A 21,593-nucleotide genomic window follows, 5' to 3' on the forward strand; every position below is an offset into this window, starting at 1 on the left:
CTGCCACCGGTAACATGCGGGCAGTGAGCACGCCTGAAGAGACACCCACCTCGTACCGCTACACGAGCGACCTGGCCGGCGACATCGAGCGCCGTTGGCAGGACAGGTGGGACGCCGAGGGAACCTTCGAGGCCCCGAACCCCGTGGGCGACCTCGCGGGTGACGTCTCGGGCGACAAGTACTTCATCATGGACATGTTCCCGTACCCCTCGGGTGCGGGCCTGCACGTCGGCCACCCGCTGGGTTACATCGCGACCGACGTGGTCGGCCGCTACCGCCGCATGCTGGGCGACAACGTCCTGCACGCGCTGGGCTACGACGCCTTCGGCCTGCCGGCCGAGATCCACGCGGTGCAGACCGGCGAGCACCCGCGCACCAACACGTTGTCGAACATCGCCAACATGCGCCGCCAGCTGCGCCGGTTGGGTCTGGCGCACGATCCGCGCCGCAGCTTCGCGACGATCGATCCGGACTTCGTGCGCTGGACGCAGTGGATCTTCATCCAGATCTTCGAGTCCTGGTACGACGAGGACCAGCAGAAGGCCCGTCCGATCAGCGAGCTGCGCGCCGAGTACGAGTCCGGCGTCCGCACCGCGCCCGACGGCGCCGGCTGGGCCGAGCTCGGCCCGCTCGAGCGACGCATCCTGATCGACTCGCGCCGCCTCGCCTACGTCGACGAGTCGCCGGTCAACTGGTGCCCGGGCCTGGGCACCGTGCTGGCCAACGAGGAGGTCACGGCCGAGGGTCGCAGCGAGCGCGGCAACTTCCCGGTCTTCACGCGCAACCTGCGCCAGTGGAAGATGCGCATCACCGCCTACTCCGACCGCCTGATCGACGACCTGGAGCGCGTCGACTGGCCCGAGTCGGTCAAGAACATGCAGCGCAACTGGATCGGACGCTCGCACGGCGCCCGGGTCCGGTTCGACGTGCCGGCGGCGGCTGCGTCCTTCGACGTCTTCACGACCCGTCCCGACACCCTGTTCGGTGCGACGTACGCAGTGCTTGCGCCCGAGCACGAGCTCGTGGGTGCACTGACCACCGAGGCGTGGCCCGAGGGAACGCCGCGCGCGTGGACCAACGGCGTCGCGACACCGGCCGAGGCGGTCGCGGCCTATCGTGCCGCGGCGGCGGCCAAGACCGACCTGGAGCGCCAGGAGAACAAGGACAAGACCGGTGTGTTCACCGGCTCGTACGCGGTCAACCCCGTCAACGGCGAGCAGATCCCGGTCTTCATCGCCGACTACGTGCTGACCGGCTACGGCACGGGCGCCATCATGGCCGTGCCCGGGGGCGACCAGCGCGACTGGGAGTTCGCGCAGGCCTACGGACTGCCGATCATCCACACCGTCCAGCCGCCCGAGGGCGTCGAGGGCGCCTACCCCGGTGAGGGCCCGGCGGTGAACTCCGCGCACGGCGACCTGGACATCAACGGGCTGGCCGTCGACGCGGCCAAGACCGCCGTCATCGAGTGGCTGCAGGAGCACGGGGCCGGCGAGGGCACCACGACCTACCGCCTGCGCGACTGGCTGTTCAGCCGCCAGCGGTACTGGGGCGAGCCGTTCCCCATCGTCTACGACGAGCTGGACCAGCCCATCGCGGTGCCCGACCACATGCTGCCCGTCGAGCTGCCGGACGTCCCGGACTACTCGCCGAAGACCTACGAGCCCGAGGACGCCGACAGCGAGCCGGAGCCGCCGCTGGCACGCGCCGACGACTGGGTGCACGTGCTGCTCGACCTCGGTGACGGCCCGCGCCACTACCGGCGCGAGACCAACACGATGCCCAACTGGGCCGGATCGTCCTGGTACGAGCTGCGCTACACCGACCCGCACAACACCGAGGCCATCGCCGACCCGGAGAACGAGCGCTACTGGCTCGGCCCCCGCACGCCCGGCGGCACCGGTGGCGTCGACCTGTACGTCGGCGGCGTCGAGCACGCGGTCCTGCACCTGCTGTACGCGCGCTTCTGGCACAAGGTGCTGTTCGACCTGGGCCACGTGTCCAGCGAGGAGCCGTTCCACCGCTTGTTCAACCAGGGCTACATCCAGGCCTACGCGTACGTCGACGAGCGGGGGACCTACGTGCCCGCCGACCAGGTCGAGGAGCGCGACGGCGGGTACTGGTACGCCGGCAAGCCCGTCACCCGTGAGTACGGGAAGATGGGCAAGAGCCTCAAGAACGTCGTGACCCCCGACGAGATGTACGACGCGTACGGCGCTGACACCTTCCGGGTCTACGAGATGTCGATGGGCCCGTTGGACGTCTCCCGGCCGTGGGAGACCCGCGCCGTCGTCGGCTCGCAGCGCTTCCTGCAGCGCGTCTGGCGCCTGTTGGTCGACGAGGAGACCGGCGACCTGCGGGTCGATGACGAGCCGCTGGACGCAGCGACGCTGCACGTCCTGCACACCACGATCGACGGGGTGCGCGGCGACATGCAGGACCTGCGGTTCAACACCGCGATCGCCAAGCTGATCGAGCTGACCAACCACCTGACGAAGGTCGGCGTGAGCAGCCGGGCGGCGGTCGAGCCGCTCGTCCTGATGCTCGCACCGCTGGCACCCCACCTGGCCGAGGAGCTGTGGTCGCGGCTGGGGCACACCGAGTCGCTGACGCATGCGGCCTACCCGGTCGCCGACCCGGCCCACCTGACGTCCAGCTCGGTCACCTGCGTCGTGCAGGTGCTGGGCAAGGTGCGCGGCAAGCTGGAGGTCAGCCCCGACATCTCCGACGACGAGCTGACCGCACTGGCGCTGGCCGAGCCCAATGTCGTCAAGACGATCGACGGTCGCGAGATCCGCAAGGTCATCGTGAAGGCGCCCAAGCTCGTCAGCATCGTCGTCTAGGACGCACGGCTCGGATACCATTCGCGCATGCCCCGCATCGCCGTCGTCACGGACTCGACGTCTTCACTGTCGCCGAACGATGCGCTGCGCGAGGACATCACGGTCGTCCCGCTCCAGGTCATCATCGGCGCGGACGTCTTCACCGAGGGCCACGACGTCACGGCGGACATGATCGCCGAGGCGCTGGCCGGTTTCGTGCCGGTGAGCACCTCGCGTCCGACCCCCGATGACTTCCTGGCGGTGTACGAGCGGCTCGCGGCCGAGGGAGCCGAGGCGATCGTCTCGGTGCACCTGAGCGCCCGGATGTCGGGGACGCTGGACTCCGCGGTGCTGGCCTCCAAGCAGTGCTCGATCCCGGTGACCTGCATCGACTCCACCCAGGTGGGCATCGCCACGGGATTCGCCGCCGGTCGTGCCGCCCAGGCTCGGGACGCCGGCGAGGACGCCGTCGGCGTTGCGGAGGCCGCCCGGCAGGCGGGGGAGAGCTCGACCGCGCTGCTGTACGTCGACACGCTGGAGTACCTGCGCCGCGGCGGACGGGTCGGCGCCGCGGCCGCGCTGATCGGCTCGGCCCTCGCGGTCAAGCCGCTGCTCACGATCACCGACGGGCTCGTGGTGCCGCTCGAGCGCGTCCGGACCAAGGCCAAGGCGCTGGCCCGGCTCGAGGCCCTCGCCGTCGAGCAGGCGACGTCGTGCGAGAACGGCTTCGACATCGGCGTGCAGCACCTGGCCAGCCTGCCGACCGCGAATGCCGTCGCGGGACGGCTCGCCGCCACGCTGGACCGCGAGAGCATCGCGGTGGACGAGGTCGGCGCGGCGATCGGCGCCCATGTCGGCCCGGGGATGATCGCCGTCACCATCACCCCGCGCTGACCCAGCGGCTGCGGCGTCCACCGGGTGCGACCCCGGATCCGCTTGTCCACAGCCGGGATCAGCGGCGCTCCCGATCGCCGGCGGTGGTGCCTACCGTCGAGGAGTGAGACCAACCCGACGAGACGATCCGGACGAGACGCGCGCCGAGATCGCCCGTCGCCGGCTCGCGGCGCTCGCTGCCTCGTTCGACGCCGAGCTGCCTCCGGCGGACGACGAGGCGCCGGTGCCGCGCCGCCGCACCGAGATCCCGCACGTGCGCGCGCTCGGTGCGCTCGCCGTGGCCGGCTCCGTGCTGCTGGTCTGGTGGCTGCTGGCCGGGCGGCCGCACGCCAGCGATCCGGTCGCGCCGCTGGCCTTCGCGCCGTCGGCGAGCGCATCGGCCGGTGCGGCGGCGTCGGGCGCTCCCGGCGGTCTCCTGGTCATCGACGTGGTGGGCAAGGTCAAGCAGCCGGGCATCGTGACGGTCCCGAAGGGTTCGCGGGTGTACGAGGCGATCGAGGCCGCCGGCGGCCTGAGGGGACGGGTCGACACGACAGCGCTCAACCTGGCTCGTGAGCTCAGCGACGGCGAGCAGATCCTGGTCGGTCTCGACCCCGTCGAGGTGGCCGGTGCCCCGGCGGGGACCGCGCCTCCCGCCGGCGGCGCCACGGCGGGAGGAAAGGTCAACCTCAACACCGCGACGGCCGAACAGCTGGACACGCTGCCGGGAGTCGGCCCCGTCACGGCGCAGGCCATCCTCGGCTGGCGGGAGACGAACGGCCGCTTCGGCAGCGTCGAGGACCTGCTCGACGTCAAGGGCATCGGCGAGGCGACGCTCGCCGAGCTGCGCGATCTCGTCGTGGTGTGAACCACGACGCCAGGATGGCGCCGGGCGCCGTCCTGGCCTGGGCACTGGCCGCCTGGCTGGTGACCACCGGATCGCCGGCTGCGGTCGCGGTGGCCGTTGCTGCCGTGGTCCTCGCTGCCGCCGTGTGGCGCCGGCGGTGGGCCAGACCGGTCCTGCTGGCCGCGGTCTGCGTGGCAGCCGTCGCCGCGTCGTGCGCGTGGCGTCTGGCGACCGTCGAGCAGTCACCGCTGGTCGACCTGGCCCGGGACGGCCGTCTCGCGATGCTCGAGGTCACCGTGAGCGGCGACGCCCGGGTGTTCAGGCTGCGCGGGCAGGACTCGACGATCGTGCAGGTCGTCGTGCGGAGGGTTGTCGTGGACGGATCCGAGCTGCGCCTGCGATCGCGGGCCACGGCCTTTCTCGACGGAAGGGCCGATGACCTCGTCGTCGGTCGGCGCGTCACCCTGCAGGGGCGGCTGGGGCCCTCGCACGACACCGACCGCAGCGCCGTCATCGACGTCGTCCGGCGCAGCGCGTCATCGGGTGCGGCCTGGTGGTGGGAGGCGTCAGAACGGGTGCGGGCCGGCGTCCGCCGGTCGGTGGAACGGTTGTCCGACGAGCCCCGGGCGCTGGTGCCCGCGCTGGTCGACGGCGATGACAGCAGGATCTCCGACGAGGTCGAGGAGGACTTCCGCCGCAGCGGGCTGACGCACCTGATGGCGGTGTCCGGCAGCAACCTGACGATCGTCCTGGCGGTCACGATGGCGCTGGGCCGGGCCGCGGGCCTGCGCCGCCTGTGGATCGTCGGCCTGCTGTCCATCGTGGCCTTCGTCCTGCTGGCGCGTCCTGAGCCGAGCGTGGTGCGGGCCGCCGCGATGGGCGCCGTCGGGGTCGCGGCTCTCGGCTTCGGGGCACGTGGAGGCCTGCGGGCGCTGTGCTGGGCGGTCGTCGCGCTGCTGTTCCTCGATCCGTGGCTGGCCCGGTCGCCGGGCTTCATCCTGTCAGTCAGCGCCACGGCCGGAATCCTGCTGCTGGCGCCGATGCTCGTCCGGCGGCTGCAGACCTGGCTGCCGCACTGGTGCGCCGTGGCGGTCGCGGTGCCGCTGGCCGCACAGCTGGTCTGCACCCCGGCCATCGCGGCGCTGTCGGGTGAGGTCTCCCTGGTCGCGGTCGTGGCTAATCTGCTGGCCGCGCCTGCCGTCGCACCGGCCACGATCGCCGGCCTGGTCGGCGGGCTCCTGGCGGTCGTCTGGCCACCAGCCGGTCAGCTGTGCGGGGTCGTCGCCGGGGCCAGCGCCCGCTGGATCCTGGCCGTGGGGCACACCGCCGCGGACCTCGACTCCGCATCGCTGGAGTGGAACGCCCCGTGGCAGCTGCTCGTGCTGATCGTGCCGGCGGTGACCTGGGCCGCGATCCGGCTGGCATCGCGCCCGGTCCTGTTCACGGGCCTCGCGCTGGGCGTCCTGATCGGCATGTGGCGGCCTCCCGAGACGGGGTGGCCGCCGCCGGGCTGGGTCATGGTGGCGTGCGATGTCGGGCAGGGCGACGCCTCGGTGCTGCCCGTCGGCCCCGGCGAGGCGGTCGTGGTCGACACGGGGGAGCACGACGCTCCGGTCGACCGGTGCCTCGACTCCCTGGGCATCCACACGGTGCGGCTGCTCGTCCTGACCCACGCCCACGCCGATCACGTCGACGGCTGGCGCGGTGCGCTCGACGGCAGACGCGTCGACCAGGTGCTCGTCGGGACGTCCGGTGGGCCGTCGGTGCGGGGCGTCCCGCAGCACGAGGCGCGGGCGGGGGAGTCCTTCGCCCTCGGTGACACGGCGGCCGACGTCCTGTGGGCGCCGGCTGCCGCGGGGGAGGCCGGCGATCCCAACGCCGCCAGCGTCGTCCTCCTGGCGACGGTGCGCGGTGTGCGCATCCTGCTGACCGGGGACATCGGCGCGCAGGCCCAGCAGCGCCTGCTGCGCACCGGCGCCGACGTGTCGGCGGACGTCCTGAAGGTCCCGCACCACGGCAGCGCCGACCAGGACCCCGGGTTCATCGGGCAGGTGCGCGCCGCGATCGCGACGATCAGCGTCGGCGCCGACAACGACTACGGGCATCCCACCGCATCCCTGCTGGCCCTGCTGCGACGTGAGCGCGCCAGGACCTGGCGGACCGACACCGGCGGCGACATCGCGGTCGTCCTGGTGGATGGTCGACTGCGTGTCGTGACCCGCGACTAGTCTTGTCCCGTGGCCTCGGCATTCGGCAAGATCCTGCTCATCACCGGCAATGCCGAGTTCCTGGCCGACCGGGTGCGGGCCAAGGCCGTCAAGGTCGTGACCGCCGAGCACCCCGAGTGCGAGGTCGCCACCACGACCTCGTCGGGGCTGCAGCCCGGCGAGCTCGCCGGCCTCACCAGCCCATCGCTGTTCAGCGATGCCAGCGCCCTGGTGCTGACCGAGCTGCAGGACCTCCCCGATGTCGCGCAGACCGAGCTGCTGGCGTATGCCGCTGAGCCGTCGCCGGACATCGCGGTGATCCTGGTGCACGGCGGCGGGCAGAAGGGCAAGGGCCTGCTCGACAAGCTGCGCAAGGCTTCCGCGGTGAGCGAGGTCAAGGTCGAGCAGCCCAAGTACGAGCGTGACTACGCGCGCTGGGTGTTCACCGAGGTCCGCGACCTGGGCGCCCGCATCGACGAGCAGGCAGCCAGCTATCTGGTCACGGCGGTGGGTCAGGACCTGCGGGCCCTGGCCGGCGCGGCCGACCAGCTGGTGGCCAATCTCGAGCCCGGCGCGCACATCGGCACCTCACTGGTGCAGCAGTACTTCGGCGGACGGGCCGACGTCCGCGGCTACGAGATCGCCGACGCCACGATCGACGGACGCATCGACGTCGCCCTCGAGCACGCCCGCTGGGCGGAGTCGGCCAAGATCGCGCCCGTGCTCATCACCAGCGCCCTGGCGACCGGCCTGCGGTCCCTGGCCAAGCTGGCCGGTGCGCCCGACGGCCTGCGCGACAACGAGCTCGCCACCCGCATCGGCGCTCCGCCGTTCAAGATCCGCACGATGCGCCAGCAGCTGCGCAGCTGGGACCCCCAGGGCTTGGCGGCCGCGATCTCCGCGGTCGCGCAGGCCGATCTGGACGTGAAGGGCGGCGCGGCCGATCCGGCCTTCGCCGTCGAGCGGATGGTGCTCGCGGTCGCTGCCCAACGGCGCCGCTGATGGCCCGGGCGCCCCGTGTCGACGCGGTCGACGTCGCCCGCGGGGTGGCTCTGCTGGGCATGATGTTCGTCCACCTGGGTCCGCGGTGGACGGAGCAGAACCCGCCCATCGGGCAGATGATCGCCGGTGGCCGGGCGGCGCCCCTGTTCGCGCTGCTGGCCGGCGTCGCGCTGTCCCTGGTGCACCGGCGCGATCCGCGCGGCACCGGCTCGGTCACCGCGACGTGCATCCGTGGTGTGGTTCTGATCGTGCTGGGACTGGTGCTGGGCTCGCTGAACGGCATGCCGGTCTACGTGATCCTGGCCTTCTACGGGCTGCTGATCGTCATGGCGCTGCCGTTCCGGCGTCTGCCCGCCCGCACGCTGATCCCGCTGGGGCTGGTGTGGGCGGTCGTCGCACCGGTGCTCCTGCTGTGGCTGCAGATCGAGCACGGGCCCGTCGTGTCCGACCAGGCCGAGCTGTCCGATGCGTGGCCACCGTGGAACCTGCTGGCTGAGCTGGTGGTCTGGGGGGAGTATCCCGCCGGGGTGTGGTTCGCCTACGTGCTGGTGGGTCTGGGCATCGGCCGGCTCGATCTGGGCGACTTGCGCACCTCGCTGCGCGTGCTGGCCGGTGGCGCACTGCTGCTCGCCGGTTCACTGGTGATCGGGGCCGCCGCCATCGCCCGGGGCGTGTTCGACGACTTGGCCGTCCAGGGCTGGCGTCAGCTGTTCGTGCTGTCGCCGTATCCGTACGCACCGGCGTCGTGGCCCGAGCTGTGGCTCGTCGGCGAGCACACCTCACGGCCGCTCAACGTCCTCGGCGCGATCGGCTCGGCGCTGGTCGTGATCGGTCTGTGCGCGCTGGCCACGCGGGCGCCCTGGGGCAGGACCGTCCTGTCGCCGCTGCGTGCCGCCGGGGCGATGACGTTGACGCTGTACACGGTCCACGTGCTCTGGACGTGGCGGTTGGCGGTCCATGCGGCCGACAGCGTCGACCCGGCTGCGCAGATCGGCAGCTACGGCGACTGGCTGCTGCAGGTCGTCGTCCTGGGGACGTTCGCGGTCGTGTGGCGCCGGTGGGTGGGGCGCGGTCCGCTGGAGAGCGCCGTCCGGCTCATCTCCCTGCCGCAGACCTGGCAGTGGGAACGCAAGAACGCCCCGGACGACGAGGTCCGGGGCGTGTCTGCGACCGCTGAGCGGTCAGAGGACTGACGTCAGAGCGCCGCGGCCTTCTTGGCGATGGCCGACTTGCGGTTGGCCGCCTGGTTCTTGTGGATGACCTTCTTGGAGGCAGCCTTGTCCAGCTTGCGGGTGGCCTCACCGGCGAGCTTCTTGGCGTCGTCGGTGTTGCCGGCCGTGACAGCCTCCTCGAAGCGGCGGACGGCCGTCTTCAGCGCGGAGCGCACGGACTTGTTGCGCTCACGAGCCAGCTCGTTCTGGCGGTTGCGCTTGATCTGCGACTTGATATTCGCCACGGGGCAAACCTGTTTCTCTCGGGTGGAAGCACTGAACAAAGATGAGGTGGACGTACCGGAGCACGCGACCGCTCACTCTACCAGTCGGCCACCCGACGCCTCAAATCGGTCGATGGGCCACTGGTGGCACGAGCACGTGGGGGGTGGTGGGAGAATGGTCCACCATGAGCACCCGCCCCGTACCCCAGCCCGGGGCCACCGACCCGAAGGTCCTGCGCAACTTCTGCATCATCGCGCACATCGACCACGGAAAGTCGACGTTGGCCGACCGCATGCTGCAGCACACCGGCGTGGTCGACGGCCGCGACATGAAGGCCCAGTACCTCGACCGGATGGACATCGAGCGCGAGCGCGGCATCACGATCAAGAGCCAGGCCGTCCGCATGCCGTTCGTCAAGAGCAGCGGCGATGACGCCGGCGAGGTGTACATCCTGAACATGATCGACACCCCGGGACACGTCGACTTCACCTATGAGGTCAGCCGCAGCCTGGAGGCGTGCGAGGGGGCCGTGCTGCTGGTCGACGCGGCGCAGGGCATCGAGGCGCAGACGCTGGCGAACCTGTACCTGGCGATCGACGCCGACCTGGACATCATCCCGGTGCTCAACAAGATCGACCTGCCCGGCGCACAGCCGGAGAAGTACGCCGAGGAGATCGCCGGCATCATCGGCGGCAACCCCGATGACGTCCTGCGCGTGTCGGCCAAGACCGGCCAGGGCGTCGAGGAGCTGCTCAACCTGATCGTCGACGAGATCCCGCCGCCGAAGGGCGATCCCGACGGCCCGGCGCGCGCGCTGATCTTCGACTCGGTCTACGACACCTACCGCGGCGTCGTGACGTACGTCCGCGTCGTCGACGGCAAGCTCAGCCACCGCGACAAGATCAAGATGATGTCGACCGGCGCGGTCCACGAGATGCTCGAGGTCGGCGTCATCTCGCCCGAGCCGATGAAGTCACCCGATCTGGGCGTCGGTGAGGTGGGCTACCTCATCACCGGAGTGAAGGAGGTCCGCCAGTCCCGGGTCGGCGACACCGTGACGTCCCACATCCGCGGCGCCACCGAGCCGCTCGGCGGCTACAAGACCCCCAACCCGATGGTCTACTCGGGCCTCTACCCGCTGGACGGCGACGACTACCCGACGCTGCGCGACGCCCTCGAGAAGCTCCAGCTCAACGACGCGGCGCTGGTGTACGAGCCGGAGTCGTCCGGAGCGCTGGGCTTCGGCTTCCGCATCGGCTTCCTCGGCCTGCTGCACCTGGAGATCGTCCGCGAGCGGCTCGAGCGCGAGTTCAACCTCGAGCTGATCTCGACCGCGCCCAACGTCGTCTACCGCGTCGAGATGGAGGACGGCAAGGAGATCACGGTCACCAACCCGTCGGAGTACCCGTCCGACGGCAAGATCGCGAAGGTCTACGAGCCCGTCGTGCGCGCCACGGTCCTGAGCCCGTCGGACTACATCGGCGTCATCATGGAGCTGTGTCAGGCGCGTCGTGGCGTGCTGCTGGGCATGGACTACCTGTCCGAGGACCGCGTCGAGATCAAGTACACGCTGCCCATGGGCGAGATCATGTTCGACTTCTTCGACGCCCTCAAGAGCCGCACGAAGGGCTATGCCTCGCTGGACTACGAGCCGACGGGCGAGCAGGCAGCCGACCTGGTCAAGGTCGACGTGCTGCTGCAGGGCGAGGTCGTCGACGCGTTCAGCGCGATCGTGCACCGCGACAACGCCTACGCCTACGGGGTCTCGCTGGCCGGCAAGCTCAAGGAGCTCATCCCACGCCAGCAGTTCGAGGTGCCGATCCAGGCCGCGATCGGTGCCCGGGTCATCGCCCGCGAGAACATCCGCGCGATCCGCAAGGACGTGCTCGCCAAGTGCTACGGCGGCGACATCAGCCGCAAGCGCAAGCTGTTGGAGAAGCAGAAGGAGGGCAAGAAGCGCATGAAGATGGTGGGCCGCGTCGAGGTCCCGCAGGAAGCCTTCATCGCTGCCCTCTCCACGGGCGACGTCGACAAGAAGTAGCCGGCAGTGTTCGAAGAGGTGCTGGTCGCGGTCCGCGGCGGTGCCGCCGACGTGGGTGACCTGGTCGCCCGGCTCGGTGGCCTCGGCCTGGTGGGCTGGGCCATCGACGGCGCACGGCTGGGCCACGAGGGCTGGGTCGTCGCGCGGCTCGCGGCCGACGAGGAGGGGCTTCTCGCGGTCGACCGGGACGGCGACCTGCAGCTGCTGGAGCTCGACGACCTGCGCGCCGCTCTCGACCCGGTGTGGCCGGACGTGCAGGTCGGCGACGTGGTCATCGGCGGTCACGAGCTGCTCGCGCCGCTGTGCCAGTCACCGTCCGAGCGACTCCACGAGGTCGCCGTGGCCACGGCCCGCGGCATGCGGCTCGACCTGGAGGCCAGCATGGAGAAGCTGACCCTGGCCGAGGTGCGGACGGGCGACAGGGTGCTGTTCGGCCGCGTGCAACCGGTCACGGGGCCCGAGCACCGGCTGATCGACGTCTTCACGAGCGCCAAGGGCGGTTCGGTCGTGCTGTGGCGGCGGGAACCGTACCTCGTCCTCCAGGTGCTGGCCGGGCGCGAGGAGGCCGAGCTGCACGTCTGGGGGCCCGAGTGGTCACCGGTGGGCTCCGCGGCGCAGGACGGGCTGCGTGACTCGATGCGGCCCGTCGAGGGTGACGCCGCCGAGATCGTGGAGCTGCTCGACCTGCCCGCCGAGTCCGTCGAGCCGTTGCAGGCCGTGCTCGGGCAGGCGCGTCCGCCGCTGGGCGAGCTGTGCCACCTGCTGGGGCTGCCGGACGAGGCCGCGTGGGTCCTCAGCGGGGAGTGCGCCGTGGAGGACCTCCCCGGTGCGGTCGTCCACGAGCCGAAGACCTTCGTGGCCGCCCTGCGCGACGTGTCGCGGCCATCGGACGACGATCCGGCCTGGGTGCAGTGGATGGACCGGGGCGCCCGGGAGCTGCGTCCCTGGTACGTCGTGTCGAGCGTCGCCAGCATCGCGGCCGGCGGCGCGATGATCGCGGCATGGCGGTCCGGACGGTCCCGGCTGTGGGGAGTGCTGGGCGTGACGACGGTGCTCGGCAGCGCGGTGGACCTACCGGTCCGGTGGGTGCTCCGGCGGCGCCGATCGCGGGGGTGAGCGCACCCGGCGCCGATAGGGTGACGCGCGTGGCAGTCGTCGAGTCGATCAACGTGGGCCCGGCGGTGGCGGTGCCGTGGGGCAAGTACAAGTGGAGCGCGATCGACAAGCGTCCCGCCGACGGACCGGTGCACCTGCGGACGCATGGCGTCGACGGCGACGAGATCGGCGACCTGGTCAACCACGGCGGACCCGACCAGGCGGTGTACGCCTATGCCGCCGAGGACCTGCAGACCTGGTCCGGCGAGCTGGGACGCGAGCTGCGTCCCGGGCAGTTCGGTGAGAACCTCACGACGCGGGGGATCGACCTGACCCACGCGCACGGTGGCGACCGGTGGCGGATCGGCGGGGCGCTGCTGGAGGTGTCGGGCGTCCGCATCCCGTGCTCGGTGTTTCAGGGGTTTCTGGACGAGAAGCACTGGGTCAAGCGGTTCATGCAGGCGCGCCGCCCCGGCGTGTACCTGCGGGTGCTCGAGGAGGGACCGGTCGCCGTGGGGGACCGGATCGACGTCGTCGAGCAGCGCGACCACGAGGTCACGATCGACTTCCTGTTCCGTGCCCTGACGACCGAGCGGGCGCTGGTGCCCCGGCTGGCGGTCGAGCCGCGGGTCGCCGCCTTCGTCGCCCGCCGGTTGGGTGAAGGTCGCAACGACCCCGCGAAGTGACCTACGAGTAGGTTAGGGTGATCGGCACCACATTCCGTCAGTACGTACGTGTGAAGGATCACCACATGCCTGCTCCAGTTGTCACCCCCGAACAACTAGCCATCATCGAGAACCGTCCAACCAGCGTCTCGGCCATGTTCTTCGACCGGGTGACCAAGAGCGGCTCCCGCGAGGCGTACCGCTATCCCGACGAGAACGAGAACTGGCAGTCGCTCACGTGGAGCGAGACCGGTGACCGCGTCAGCCGCCTCGCCGCGGGACTCATCTCGCTGGGCATCCAGCCCGAGGAGCGGGTGGCCATCTCGTCGAACACGCGCCTGGAGTGGATCCTGGCCGATCTGGCGATCAACGCCGCCGGCGCCGCCACCACGACCGTGTACCCCACGACGATGGCCGACGATGTCGCCTACATCCTGGCCGACTCCGACAGCCGGATCGTGTTCGCCGAGGACGACGAGCAGGTCGCCAAGCTGCGCCAGAAGCACTCCGAGCTGCCGTCGATCGTCAAGGTCGTCGTCTTCGACGGCACGTCCGACGGAGACTGGGTCATCAGCTTCGCCGACCTGGAGAAGCTCGGCGAGGGCTACCTGGCCGAGAAGCCGTCCAGCGTCCAGGACCGGGTCGCTCAGACCACGGGTGACTCGCTCGCGACGCTGATCTACACCTCGGGCACCACGGGCCGGCCCAAGGGCGTCCGGCTGTCCCACGACGGCTGGGTCTACGAGGGCTACGTCATGGTGGCCGCGAACATCCTGTCCGAGGACGATCTGCAGTTCCTGTGGCTGCCGATGGCGCACTCGTTCGGCAAGGTGCTGCTCACGACGCAGCTGGCGATCGGCTTCCCCACCGCGATCGATGGCCGTGTGCCGCGCATCGTGGACAACCTGGCAGTCGTCCAGCCGACGTTCATGGGCGCTGCACCCCGCATCTTCGAGAAGGCCTACGGCCGCATCATCGGCATGACCGAGGCCGACGGCGGCGCGAAGCTCAAGATCTTCCGCTGGGCCGAGAAGGTCGGCATCGAGTACTCGCGGGCGGTCCGCTCGGGCAAGCCGGTCTCCCCGGTGCTGAAGGCCAAGTTCGGCCTGGCCGACAAGCTGGTCTTCTCCAAGGTCCGTGCACGCTTCGGCGGCCGGGTCCGGTTCTTCATCTCCGGTGCCGCGGCGCTGTCGCCCGACATCGCCGAGTGGTTCCACGCCGCAGGCGTCCTGATCCTGGAGGGCTACGGACTCACCGAGACCTCGGCCGGCGCCTTCGTCAACCAGCCCGACAACTTCAAGATCGGCTCGGTCGGCACGGCGTTCCCGGGCAGCGAGGCCAAGATCGCCGCGGACGGCGAGGTGCTCATCAAGGGCCCGCACATCATGCGCGGCTACCACAACCTCGAGACGGAGAGCGCGTCGTCGCTGACCGACGAGGGCTGGCTGCACACGGGTGACGAGGGCCGCATCGACGAGGACGGCTTCTTGTTCATCACCGGCCGCAAGAAGGAGCTGTTCAAGACCTCCGGCGGCAAGTACGTCGCGCCGCCGCACATCGAGGGCATCTTCAAGGGCATCAGCGCCATGACCAGCCAGATCCTGGTCCACGGCAACGAGCGCAACTTCTGCTCGGCGCTCATCACGCTCGACCCCGACGCGGTGGCCGAGTGGGCCGACCACCACGGCATGGGCGACAAGAGCTACACCGAGGTCGTGCGGTCCCCGGAGATCCACGCGCTCGTCCAGGGCCAGATCGACGAGCTCAACACCAAGCTCAACCGTTGGGAGACGATCAAGAAGTTCGCGATCCTCGACCACGACCTGTCGATCGAGTCCGGCGAGATCACGCCGAGCATGAAGGTCAAGCGCAATGTCGTCGAAGCCAACAACAAGGCGATTCTGGACGGCTTCTACGCTTAGTTCGTGAACTCGACCCAAGGCCCGCTCCCCACACCAGGGGGGCGGGCCTCCGTGATTGCGGGTGCGCGCCCCTTCGGCGTCTACGTCCACGTCCCGTTCTGCCGGGTGCGCTGCGGCTACTGCGACTTCAACACGTACACCGCCGACGAGCTGGGGGAGGGCGCGACGCGGGCCTCGTACGCCGACACCGCGATCAGCGAGATCGTCCGCTCCGGCGCCGAGCGGGGACGGCGTCCCGTCGAGACGGTGTTCTTCGGCGGGGGCACGCCCACGCAGCTGCCCTCGTCGGACCTGGTGCGCATCCTCGACGCGATCGACGACACCTTCGGCCTCGTGGACGGTGTCGAGGTGACCACCGAGGCCAATCCGGACTCGGTCACACCGGAGTCGCTGGCGACGCTGAAGGCCGGCGGCTTCACCCGCATCTCCTTCGGCGTGCAGTCCGCGGTGCCGCACGTGCTGGCGACGCTGGAGCGCACCCATGACCCGGCCAACGTCCCGCAGGCGGTGCGGTGGGCGCGGGAGGCCGGCTTCGAGCAGCTCAGCGTCGACCTGATCTACGGGACGCCCGGCGAGTCGATGGACGACTGGCGCGCGAGCCTCGAGCAGGCCATCGCGCTGGAGCCCGATCACGTCAGCGCCTACGCCCTGATCGTCGAGCAGGGCACGGCCTTCGCCCGCAAGGTGCGTCGCGGCGAGGTCGTCATGCCCGATGACGACGAGACCGCCGACAAGTACGTCCTGGCCGACGAGATGCTGACCGCGGCGGGGCTCGGCTGGTACGAGCTGTCGAACTGGGCGCGCGACGAGGCCGCCTGGTGCCGGCACAACGTCCTGTACTGGCACAGCGACGACTGGCTGGGCATCGGCCCCGGCGCGCACTCGCACGTGGCAGGTGAGCGCTGGTGGAACGTCAAGCACCCGGCCGCCTACGCGCAGCGACTCGCGGCGGGCGAGTCCCCGCGGCACGACGGCGAGAGCATCGACGGCGCCACCGCCCGGGTCGAGCGCATCATGCTGGAGACCCGGCTGCGCTCCGGGCTGGACCTGTCGGCGCTGACCGCAGCCGCCCTCGCCGAGGTGCCCGATGTCGTGGGCCGCGGCCTGGCGGACGTCCACGACGACCATCTCGTCCTGACCCGGCCCGGTCGCCTCCTGGCCGACGCCGTCGTCCGCCAGCTCGTCGACTGACCCACAGTCCCCCTGAGTGGGACGTTTTGCGCGACCCGCCCGCGGCCGCGCCCGCTGAAACGTCCCACTCAGCGAGTTGGTGGGCTAGACGGGGGCGGTCACGAAGTCGATGAGCTCCTCGACGCGGCCGAGGAACTCCGGCTCCAGGTCGGTGTAGGAGTCGACCTTGCTGAGGATGTGCTTCCAGGCGTTCGCGATGTCGGTCTGGTCCTTGTGCGGCCAGCCCATCTCGCGGCAGATGCCGTACTTCCAGTCCTGCCCACGGGGGATGACAGGCCATCGCTCGACGCCCAGGCGGGCGGGCTTCACCGACTGCCAGACGTCGATGTACGGGTGGCCGACCACGAGCACGTGCGGCCGTCCGGAGACCTGCTCGGCGATCCGGGTCTCCTTCGAGCCGGGCACCAGGTGGTCGACCAGGACGCCGAGGCGCCGCTCGGCGGTCGGCCCGAACTCGTCCACGATCGCGGCCAGGTCGTCGATGCCGCCCAGGTACTCCACCGCGACGCCCTCGATGCGCAGGTCGTCGCCCCACACCCGCTCGACCAGCTCGGCGTCGTGCCGGCCCTCCACGTAGATGCGGCTGGGCAGCGCCACCCGCGCCCGGGCGCCGTGCACCGCGCGGGAGCCGGACGCCGTCCGCTTCGCCAGCGCCTTGGTCGCCGCGGACGGTGGACGCAGGACGACCGGCTTGCCCTCCAGCAGGTAGCCCGGCCCGAGCGGGAACGAGCGCCGCACGAGGCGCCGGTCCTCCAGGATCATCATGCCGAGGTCCTTCTCCACGACCATGACCTCGCCGCAGAAGCCCGTGGTGGCGTCCTCGACGACCATGCCGCGCTCGACGACGACCTCCTCGGAGCGTCCTCGCTTGGGCTTCTTCCAGTCGCCGGACAGGACGTCGCTGCCGTACCGGTCAGCCATGCAGTGCCTCCAGGAGTCGTTGGTGCAGGTCCTCGACATCATCCTTGGTCGCATCGGTGCCGATCAGGCGGACGTCACCGTCCAGCAGCCCCAGGGCCAGGTCGACCGCGACGGGCCAGCTCGCGGGCACGGTGGCCGGCAGCTCGGCCGCCCACAGGTCCCCGAGCGCGACGTAGCGCAGCGTCTCGTCGATGCCGATGTACGTGACGGTCATGACCAGCTCGCCGCCGACCGGCCCGTCGCCCAGATGGGCGACCTCGACGAAGAAGTCCCCGCCCAGGTCAGCGGCCCACACCGACGACATCTGGCCGCCCTGCGACTCGTGGGCGATGGTCGTCCCGTCGTCCAGGGTCACCAGCCGGGGGGTGTATGTGAGCGATCGCTCACCACCGTCGACCACCACGTGCCCCTCGGACGTCTCCCTGATTGCCTGCACATCGTTAGACTGGCACTTGACCGGTGAGAGTGCCAAAGCGACGCGCTGGGGACGGCGCAGCAGAAGGAGAGCGAGATGTCTGACGACCGTCGGCTCGACGTGCTCCGTGCCATCGTCGAGGACTACGTGGCGACCCAGGAGCCCGTCGGCTCACGATCGCTGCTGGACCGCCACCAGCTGGGCGTCTCGCCCGCGACGGTCCGCAACGACATGGCGGCGTTGGAGGACGAGGGCTACCTGACCCAGCCGCACACCAGCGCGGGCCGCATCCCCACCGACAAGGGCTACCGGTTGTTCGTCGACCGGCTGGCGACCGTCAAGGCCCTGTCTCCCGCCGAGCGCCGCGCGATCGAGACCTTCATGAACGGCGCGGTCGACGTCGACGACGTCGTCCAACGCAGCGTCAAGGTGCTGGCCCAGCTGACCAACCAGGTCGCGATCGTCCAGTACCCGTCGCTGACCCGGTCGACCGTGCGCCACATCGAGCTGGTCGCCCTCGAGGGGTCTCGCGTGCTGCTGGTGGTCATCACGAGCAGCGGGCGCGTCGAGCAGCGCATCATCGAGCTGGTCGAGACCCTGACCGACGACCTGCTGGTCGACCTGCGCTCGCGCATCACCCGCGCGACCGTCGGCGAGCGGCTGCCGGAGGCATCGCTGCGGCTCGCCGACATGATCCAGACCTTCGCGATCAACGACCGCCCGGTCGTGACGTCGATCGTCACGACGCTGACGCAGACATTCACCAACGAGCGGTCCGATGAGCGCATCGCCGTCGGCGGCACCGCCAACCTGGCCCGGTTCGGCAGCGACTTCGACACCGCGATCAAGCCGGTGCTGGAGGCGATGGAGGAGCAGGTCGTGCTCCTCAAGTTGCTGGGCGAGGCGACCAGTGGCCTGTCGGTCCGCATCGGCAGCGAGACCGGCCATGAGAACCTGTCAGGCACGGCGGTCGTGTCGTCGGCGTACGGCGCGGACGACATGGCGCTCGCGACGCTCGGCACGGTCGGCCCCACCCGCATGGACTACCCCGCAACGATGGCTGCTGTCGGCGCCGTCGCCCGCTACGTCGGCCGCACGCTGGCCGACAACTGAGCACCGAACTCGAGGACAATCACACCCATGGCACAGGACTACTACGCAACTCTGGGCGTCGGACGCGACGCGACCCCGGAGGAGATCAAGAAGGCGTATCGCAAGCTGGCACGCCAGCTGCACCCGGACGTCAACGACGCCCCTGACGCCTCCGAGCGGTTCAAGGAGGTGACCCTCGCCTACGAGGTGCTCTCCGATCCGAGCAAGCGCTCGATGTTCGACCGCGGCGGCGACCCCATGAGCAGCGGCGGTGGCTTCGGCGGTGGCGCCCAGGGCTTCAACTTCGACGACATCATGGACGCCTTCTTCGGGCAGAACGCCCAGCGTGGTCCGCGCCCGCGCCAGCAGCGTGGCCAGGACGCCCTGCTGCGGCTCAACGTCGACCTCGCCGAGGCCGCGTTCGGCGTCACGCACGAGATCAAGGTCGACACGGCCGTCACCTGCACGACCTGCGACGGCAGCGGCGCGGCGAACGGCTCGCAGCCGGAGACCTGCCGCACCTGCCACGGTCACGGCGACGTCCAGCACGTCCAGCGCTCGCTGCTGGGCGACATCCGCACCTCGCGGCCGTGCCCCACGTGCCACGGCTTCGGCACCGTCATCCCCGATCCGTGCCCCGAGTGCGCCGGCGAGGGACGCGTCCGCTCGCGGCGCTCGCTGTCGGTGACCATCCCGGCGGGCGTGGACCAGGGCACCCGCATCCAGCTCACCGGTGAGGGCGAGGTCGGCCCCGGCGGCGGACCGGCCGGCGACCTGTACCTCGAGATCAACGTCGCGCGGCACCCCATGTTCCAGCGCAAGGGCGATCAGCTGTTCTGCCAGGTCACGGTCCCGATGACGGCCGCCGCACTGGGCACCCAGATGGACCTTCCGACGCTGGAGGCCGATGTGCCCGACTCCGACGAGGCCGATCGCACGGTGCTGCTCGATGTCGCACCCGGCACGCAGTCCGGCGACACCATCACGATCAAGGGCCACGGCGTGCCGCGCCTGCGCGGATCGGGGCGCGGTGACCTCAAGGTGCAGGTCGTCGTCGAGACGCCCTCGCGACTGGACGACGAGCAGCGGGCGCTGCTCGAGCAGCTGGCGGCCCTGCGCGACGAGCAGCGTCCCGATGCGCTGATCGGCGCCAACCACAAGGGCGTCTTCGGCAAGATCAAGGATGCATTCAAGTGAGCACGCCCGATCCCGACTGCCTGTTCTGCAAGATCGTGGCCGGTGACATCCCGGCCGAGATCGTGGCCGAGACCGAGCACACGGTGGCCTTCCGCGACATCAACGCGCAGGCTCCCACGCATGTCCTGGTCATCCCGCGGGTGCACGAGCCGGACGTCGCGAGCCTGGCCGCTGCCGCGCCCGAGGCGGCCGCCGCGCTGCTCGTGGAGACCCGGCGGATCGCGCAGCTCGAGGGCCACGAGGCGTACCGGCTGGTGTTCAACACCGGCGCCGAGGCCGGCCAGAGCGTCTTCCACACCCACGGTCACGTCCTGGCTGGACGCGACCTCACCTGGCCTCCGGGCTGACGATTCGCCCAGCCGCTCAGGCTTTGCGTACGATTGTGACCACATGACTGAAGAAACCGTTCCGCACGCTCCCGTGCCCGCCCACACGTTCACGATCCCGTCGAGCGTCCCGGCCGTTGCTCTGCTCGGCCCCGCCGACGAGTTCCTGCGCCTGATCGAGGACTCCTTCGAGGCGCGCATCCACGCGCGCGGCAACACCATCACGGTGACCGGTGCGCCGTCCGAGGCGGCGCTCGTGGAGCGGCTGCTGGACGAGCTGGTGACGATCCTGCGCACGGGCCAGAACCTGACCCGCGAGACGGTCGAGCGCAGCGTGTCGATGCTGCGCACCGAGACGCGCGAGAAGCCGGCGGAGGTGCTCAGCCTCAACATCTTGTCGAACCGGGGCCGCACGATCCGCCCCAAGACGGTCAACCAGAAGCGATACGTCGACGCGATCGACAAGCACACGATCGTGTTCGGCATCGGCCCCGCCGGCACCGGCAAGACCTATCTCGCGGTCGCGAAGGCCGTGCAGGCGCTGCAGGCCAAGCAGGTCAACCGCATCATCTTGACCCGCCCGGCCGTCGAGGCCGGGGAGCGACTGGGCTTCCTGCCGGGCTCGCTCAGCGAGAAGATCGATCCGTACCTGCGTCCGCTGTACGACGCGCTGCACGACATGATCGACCCCGAGACGATCCCGAAGCTGCTGACGTCCGGCGTCATCGAGGTCGCCCCGTTGGCGTACATGCGCGGCCGCAGCCTCAACGACGCCTTCATCATCCTGGACGAGGCGCAGAACACGACGCCCGAGCAGATGAAGATGTTCCTGACCCGACTGGGCTTCGGCTCCAAGATGGTCGTCACGGGTGATGTCACGCAGGTCGACCTGCCCAGCGGCAACAAGAGCGGGCTGCGGGTCGTGCAGGACATCCTCGAGGACGTCCAGGACATCCACTTCGCGTACCTGGCACCGGCCGACGTGGTCCGCCACAAGCTGGTCGGACGCATCGTCGCGGCGTACGGCGAGTTCGAGGAGGCAGGTGCAGACACCCATGAACGTCGACGTACTCAATGAGTCCGGGGTCGACGTCGATGTCGTCGGCCTGACCAAGCTGTGCCGGTTCACGATGCGGCGCATGCGCCTGCACCCGGCCACCGAGCTGACGGTGCGCCTCGTCGAGCCCGACACCATCGCGGTGCTCAACGAGCAGTGGATGGGCAAGAAGGGCCCGACGGACGTCCTGTCGTTCCCGATGGACGAGCTGACTCCCGGCAGCGACGACGAGGAGAGCCCCGAGGGCTACCTCGGCGACATCGCGCTCTGCCCGCAGGTCGCGGAGCAGCAGGCCCCGGCCGCCGGACACTCGACGCAGGACGAGGTCGAGCTGCTGACGGTGCACGGCATCTTGCACCTGCTCGGCTACGACCACGCCGAGCCCGAGGAGCACAAGGAGATGTTCGGCATCCAGGGCCGACTCCTCCTGGAGTGGCAGCAGGTCGGCGCGGGGCTCGACCCCGAAGACGCGTGAGAGCGGCCC

19 protein-coding genes are annotated in these 21,593 nt (G+C 70.4%); 16 read left to right on the top strand and 3 right to left on the bottom strand.

Annotated elements, in window-relative coordinates:
• Positions 1-23 precede the first annotated feature (23 nt).
• The 6 genes from leuS to NQV15_RS05735 all read left to right on the top strand — a co-directional run bounded on the left by leuS (position 24) and on the right by NQV15_RS05735 (position 8,944).
• Positions 24-2,843 (top strand): leucine--tRNA ligase, encoded by a 2,820-nt coding sequence (gene leuS, locus NQV15_RS05710; RefSeq protein ID WP_232398688.1) that lies wholly within the window; start codon positions 24-26, stop codon positions 2,841-2,843.
• A 27-nt stretch (positions 2,844-2,870) separates the two neighbouring features.
• Positions 2,871-3,716: a DegV family protein gene (locus NQV15_RS05715; RefSeq protein WP_232398689.1), complete on the top strand. Its 846-nt coding sequence runs from the start codon at positions 2,871-2,873 to the stop codon at positions 3,714-3,716.
• 103 nt (positions 3,717-3,819) lie between these two features.
• On the top strand, positions 3,820-4,563 hold the full coding sequence (locus tag NQV15_RS05720; protein WP_232398690.1) for a helix-hairpin-helix domain-containing protein: 744 nt from the start codon (positions 3,820-3,822) through the stop codon (positions 4,561-4,563).
• Positions 4,560-6,770 (top strand): ComEC/Rec2 family competence protein, encoded by a 2,211-nt coding sequence (locus NQV15_RS05725; protein ID WP_232398691.1) that lies wholly within the window; start codon positions 4,560-4,562, stop codon positions 6,768-6,770. The genes NQV15_RS05720 and NQV15_RS05725 overlap by 4 nt, the downstream gene beginning before the upstream one ends.
• Before the next feature lie 9 nt (positions 6,771-6,779).
• Positions 6,780-7,751 (top strand): DNA polymerase III subunit delta, encoded by a 972-nt coding sequence (holA, locus tag NQV15_RS05730; protein WP_232398692.1) that lies wholly within the window; start codon positions 6,780-6,782, stop codon positions 7,749-7,751.
• Positions 7,751-8,944 (top strand): DUF418 domain-containing protein, encoded by a 1,194-nt coding sequence (locus tag NQV15_RS05735; protein ID WP_232398693.1) that lies wholly within the window; start codon positions 7,751-7,753, stop codon positions 8,942-8,944. The genes holA and NQV15_RS05735 overlap by 1 nt, the downstream gene beginning before the upstream one ends.
• A gap of 2 nt (positions 8,945-8,946) precedes the next feature.
• Here NQV15_RS05735 and rpsT read toward each other — a convergent pair whose 3' ends face one another.
• Positions 8,947-9,207, bottom strand: coding sequence for a 30S ribosomal protein S20 (rpsT, locus tag NQV15_RS05740; RefSeq protein WP_232398694.1), 261 nt, complete (start codon positions 9,205-9,207; stop codon positions 8,947-8,949).
• A gap of 164 nt (positions 9,208-9,371) precedes the next feature.
• Here rpsT and lepA point away from each other — a divergent pair, with 164 nt between their 5' ends.
• From lepA to hemW, 5 genes are all read left to right on the top strand, one after another.
• Entirely contained in the window at positions 9,372-11,228 is a 1,857-nt protein-coding gene (gene lepA, locus NQV15_RS05745) for a translation elongation factor 4 (protein ID WP_232398695.1), read from the top strand.
• A gap of 6 nt (positions 11,229-11,234) precedes the next feature.
• Positions 11,235-12,344, top strand: coding sequence for a hypothetical protein (locus NQV15_RS05750; protein ID WP_232398696.1), 1,110 nt, complete (start codon positions 11,235-11,237; stop codon positions 12,342-12,344).
• Between the two features lie 29 nt (positions 12,345-12,373).
• Positions 12,374-13,009, top strand: coding sequence for an MOSC domain-containing protein (locus NQV15_RS05755; protein WP_232398697.1), 636 nt, complete (start codon positions 12,374-12,376; stop codon positions 13,007-13,009).
• 65 nt (positions 13,010-13,074) lie between these two features.
• A complete protein-coding gene (locus NQV15_RS05760) occupies positions 13,075-14,910 on the top strand; it encodes an AMP-dependent synthetase/ligase (protein ID WP_232398699.1) in 1,836 nt (611 codons plus the stop codon).
• Between the two features lie 3 nt (positions 14,911-14,913).
• Complete coding sequence (gene hemW / locus NQV15_RS05765; protein WP_232398700.1) at positions 14,914-16,101, top strand: radical SAM family heme chaperone HemW; 1,188 nt, start codon at positions 14,914-14,916, stop codon at positions 16,099-16,101.
• 84 nt (positions 16,102-16,185) lie between these two features.
• Here the strand turns inward: hemW and NQV15_RS05770 are convergent, their stop codons facing one another.
• Positions 16,186-17,022: a DUF3097 domain-containing protein gene (locus NQV15_RS05770; protein ID WP_232398701.1), complete on the bottom strand. Its 837-nt coding sequence runs from the start codon at positions 17,020-17,022 to the stop codon at positions 16,186-16,188.
• Positions 17,015-17,458: a hypothetical protein gene (locus NQV15_RS05775; protein ID WP_232398702.1), complete on the bottom strand. Its 444-nt coding sequence runs from the start codon at positions 17,456-17,458 to the stop codon at positions 17,015-17,017. The genes NQV15_RS05770 and NQV15_RS05775 overlap by 8 nt, the downstream gene beginning before the upstream one ends.
• Positions 17,459-17,533: 75 nt before the next feature.
• Between NQV15_RS05775 and hrcA the strand changes: the two genes are divergently transcribed.
• The 5 genes from hrcA to ybeY are packed head-to-tail and all read left to right on the top strand — an operon-like array spanning position 17,534 to position 21,584.
• The gene (gene hrcA / locus NQV15_RS05780) at positions 17,534-18,550 is read left to right on the top strand and encodes a heat-inducible transcriptional repressor HrcA (RefSeq protein WP_232398704.1); all 1,017 of its coding nucleotides are present in this window, start codon (positions 17,534-17,536) and stop codon (positions 18,548-18,550) included.
• A 27-nt stretch (positions 18,551-18,577) separates the two neighbouring features.
• Positions 18,578-19,726, top strand: coding sequence for a molecular chaperone DnaJ (dnaJ, locus tag NQV15_RS05785; protein ID WP_232398707.1), 1,149 nt, complete (start codon positions 18,578-18,580; stop codon positions 19,724-19,726).
• Complete coding sequence (locus tag NQV15_RS05790; RefSeq protein WP_232398708.1) at positions 19,723-20,073, top strand: HIT domain-containing protein; 351 nt, start codon at positions 19,723-19,725, stop codon at positions 20,071-20,073. Before dnaJ ends, NQV15_RS05790 begins: the two co-directional genes overlap by 4 nt.
• Before the next feature lie 43 nt (positions 20,074-20,116).
• Positions 20,117-21,130, top strand: a complete 1,014-nt coding sequence (locus NQV15_RS05795; RefSeq protein WP_232398710.1) for a PhoH family protein — start codon at positions 20,117-20,119, stop codon at positions 21,128-21,130.
• On the top strand, positions 21,108-21,584 hold the full coding sequence (ybeY, locus tag NQV15_RS05800; protein WP_232398712.1) for an rRNA maturation RNase YbeY: 477 nt from the start codon (positions 21,108-21,110) through the stop codon (positions 21,582-21,584). Before NQV15_RS05795 ends, ybeY begins: the two co-directional genes overlap by 23 nt.
• The last annotated feature ends 9 nt before the right edge of the window (positions 21,585-21,593 follow it).

It is taken from the genome of Aeromicrobium wangtongii, from assembly GCF_024584515.1.
GTDB lineage: Bacteria > Actinomycetota > Actinomycetes > Propionibacteriales > Nocardioidaceae > Aeromicrobium > Aeromicrobium wangtongii.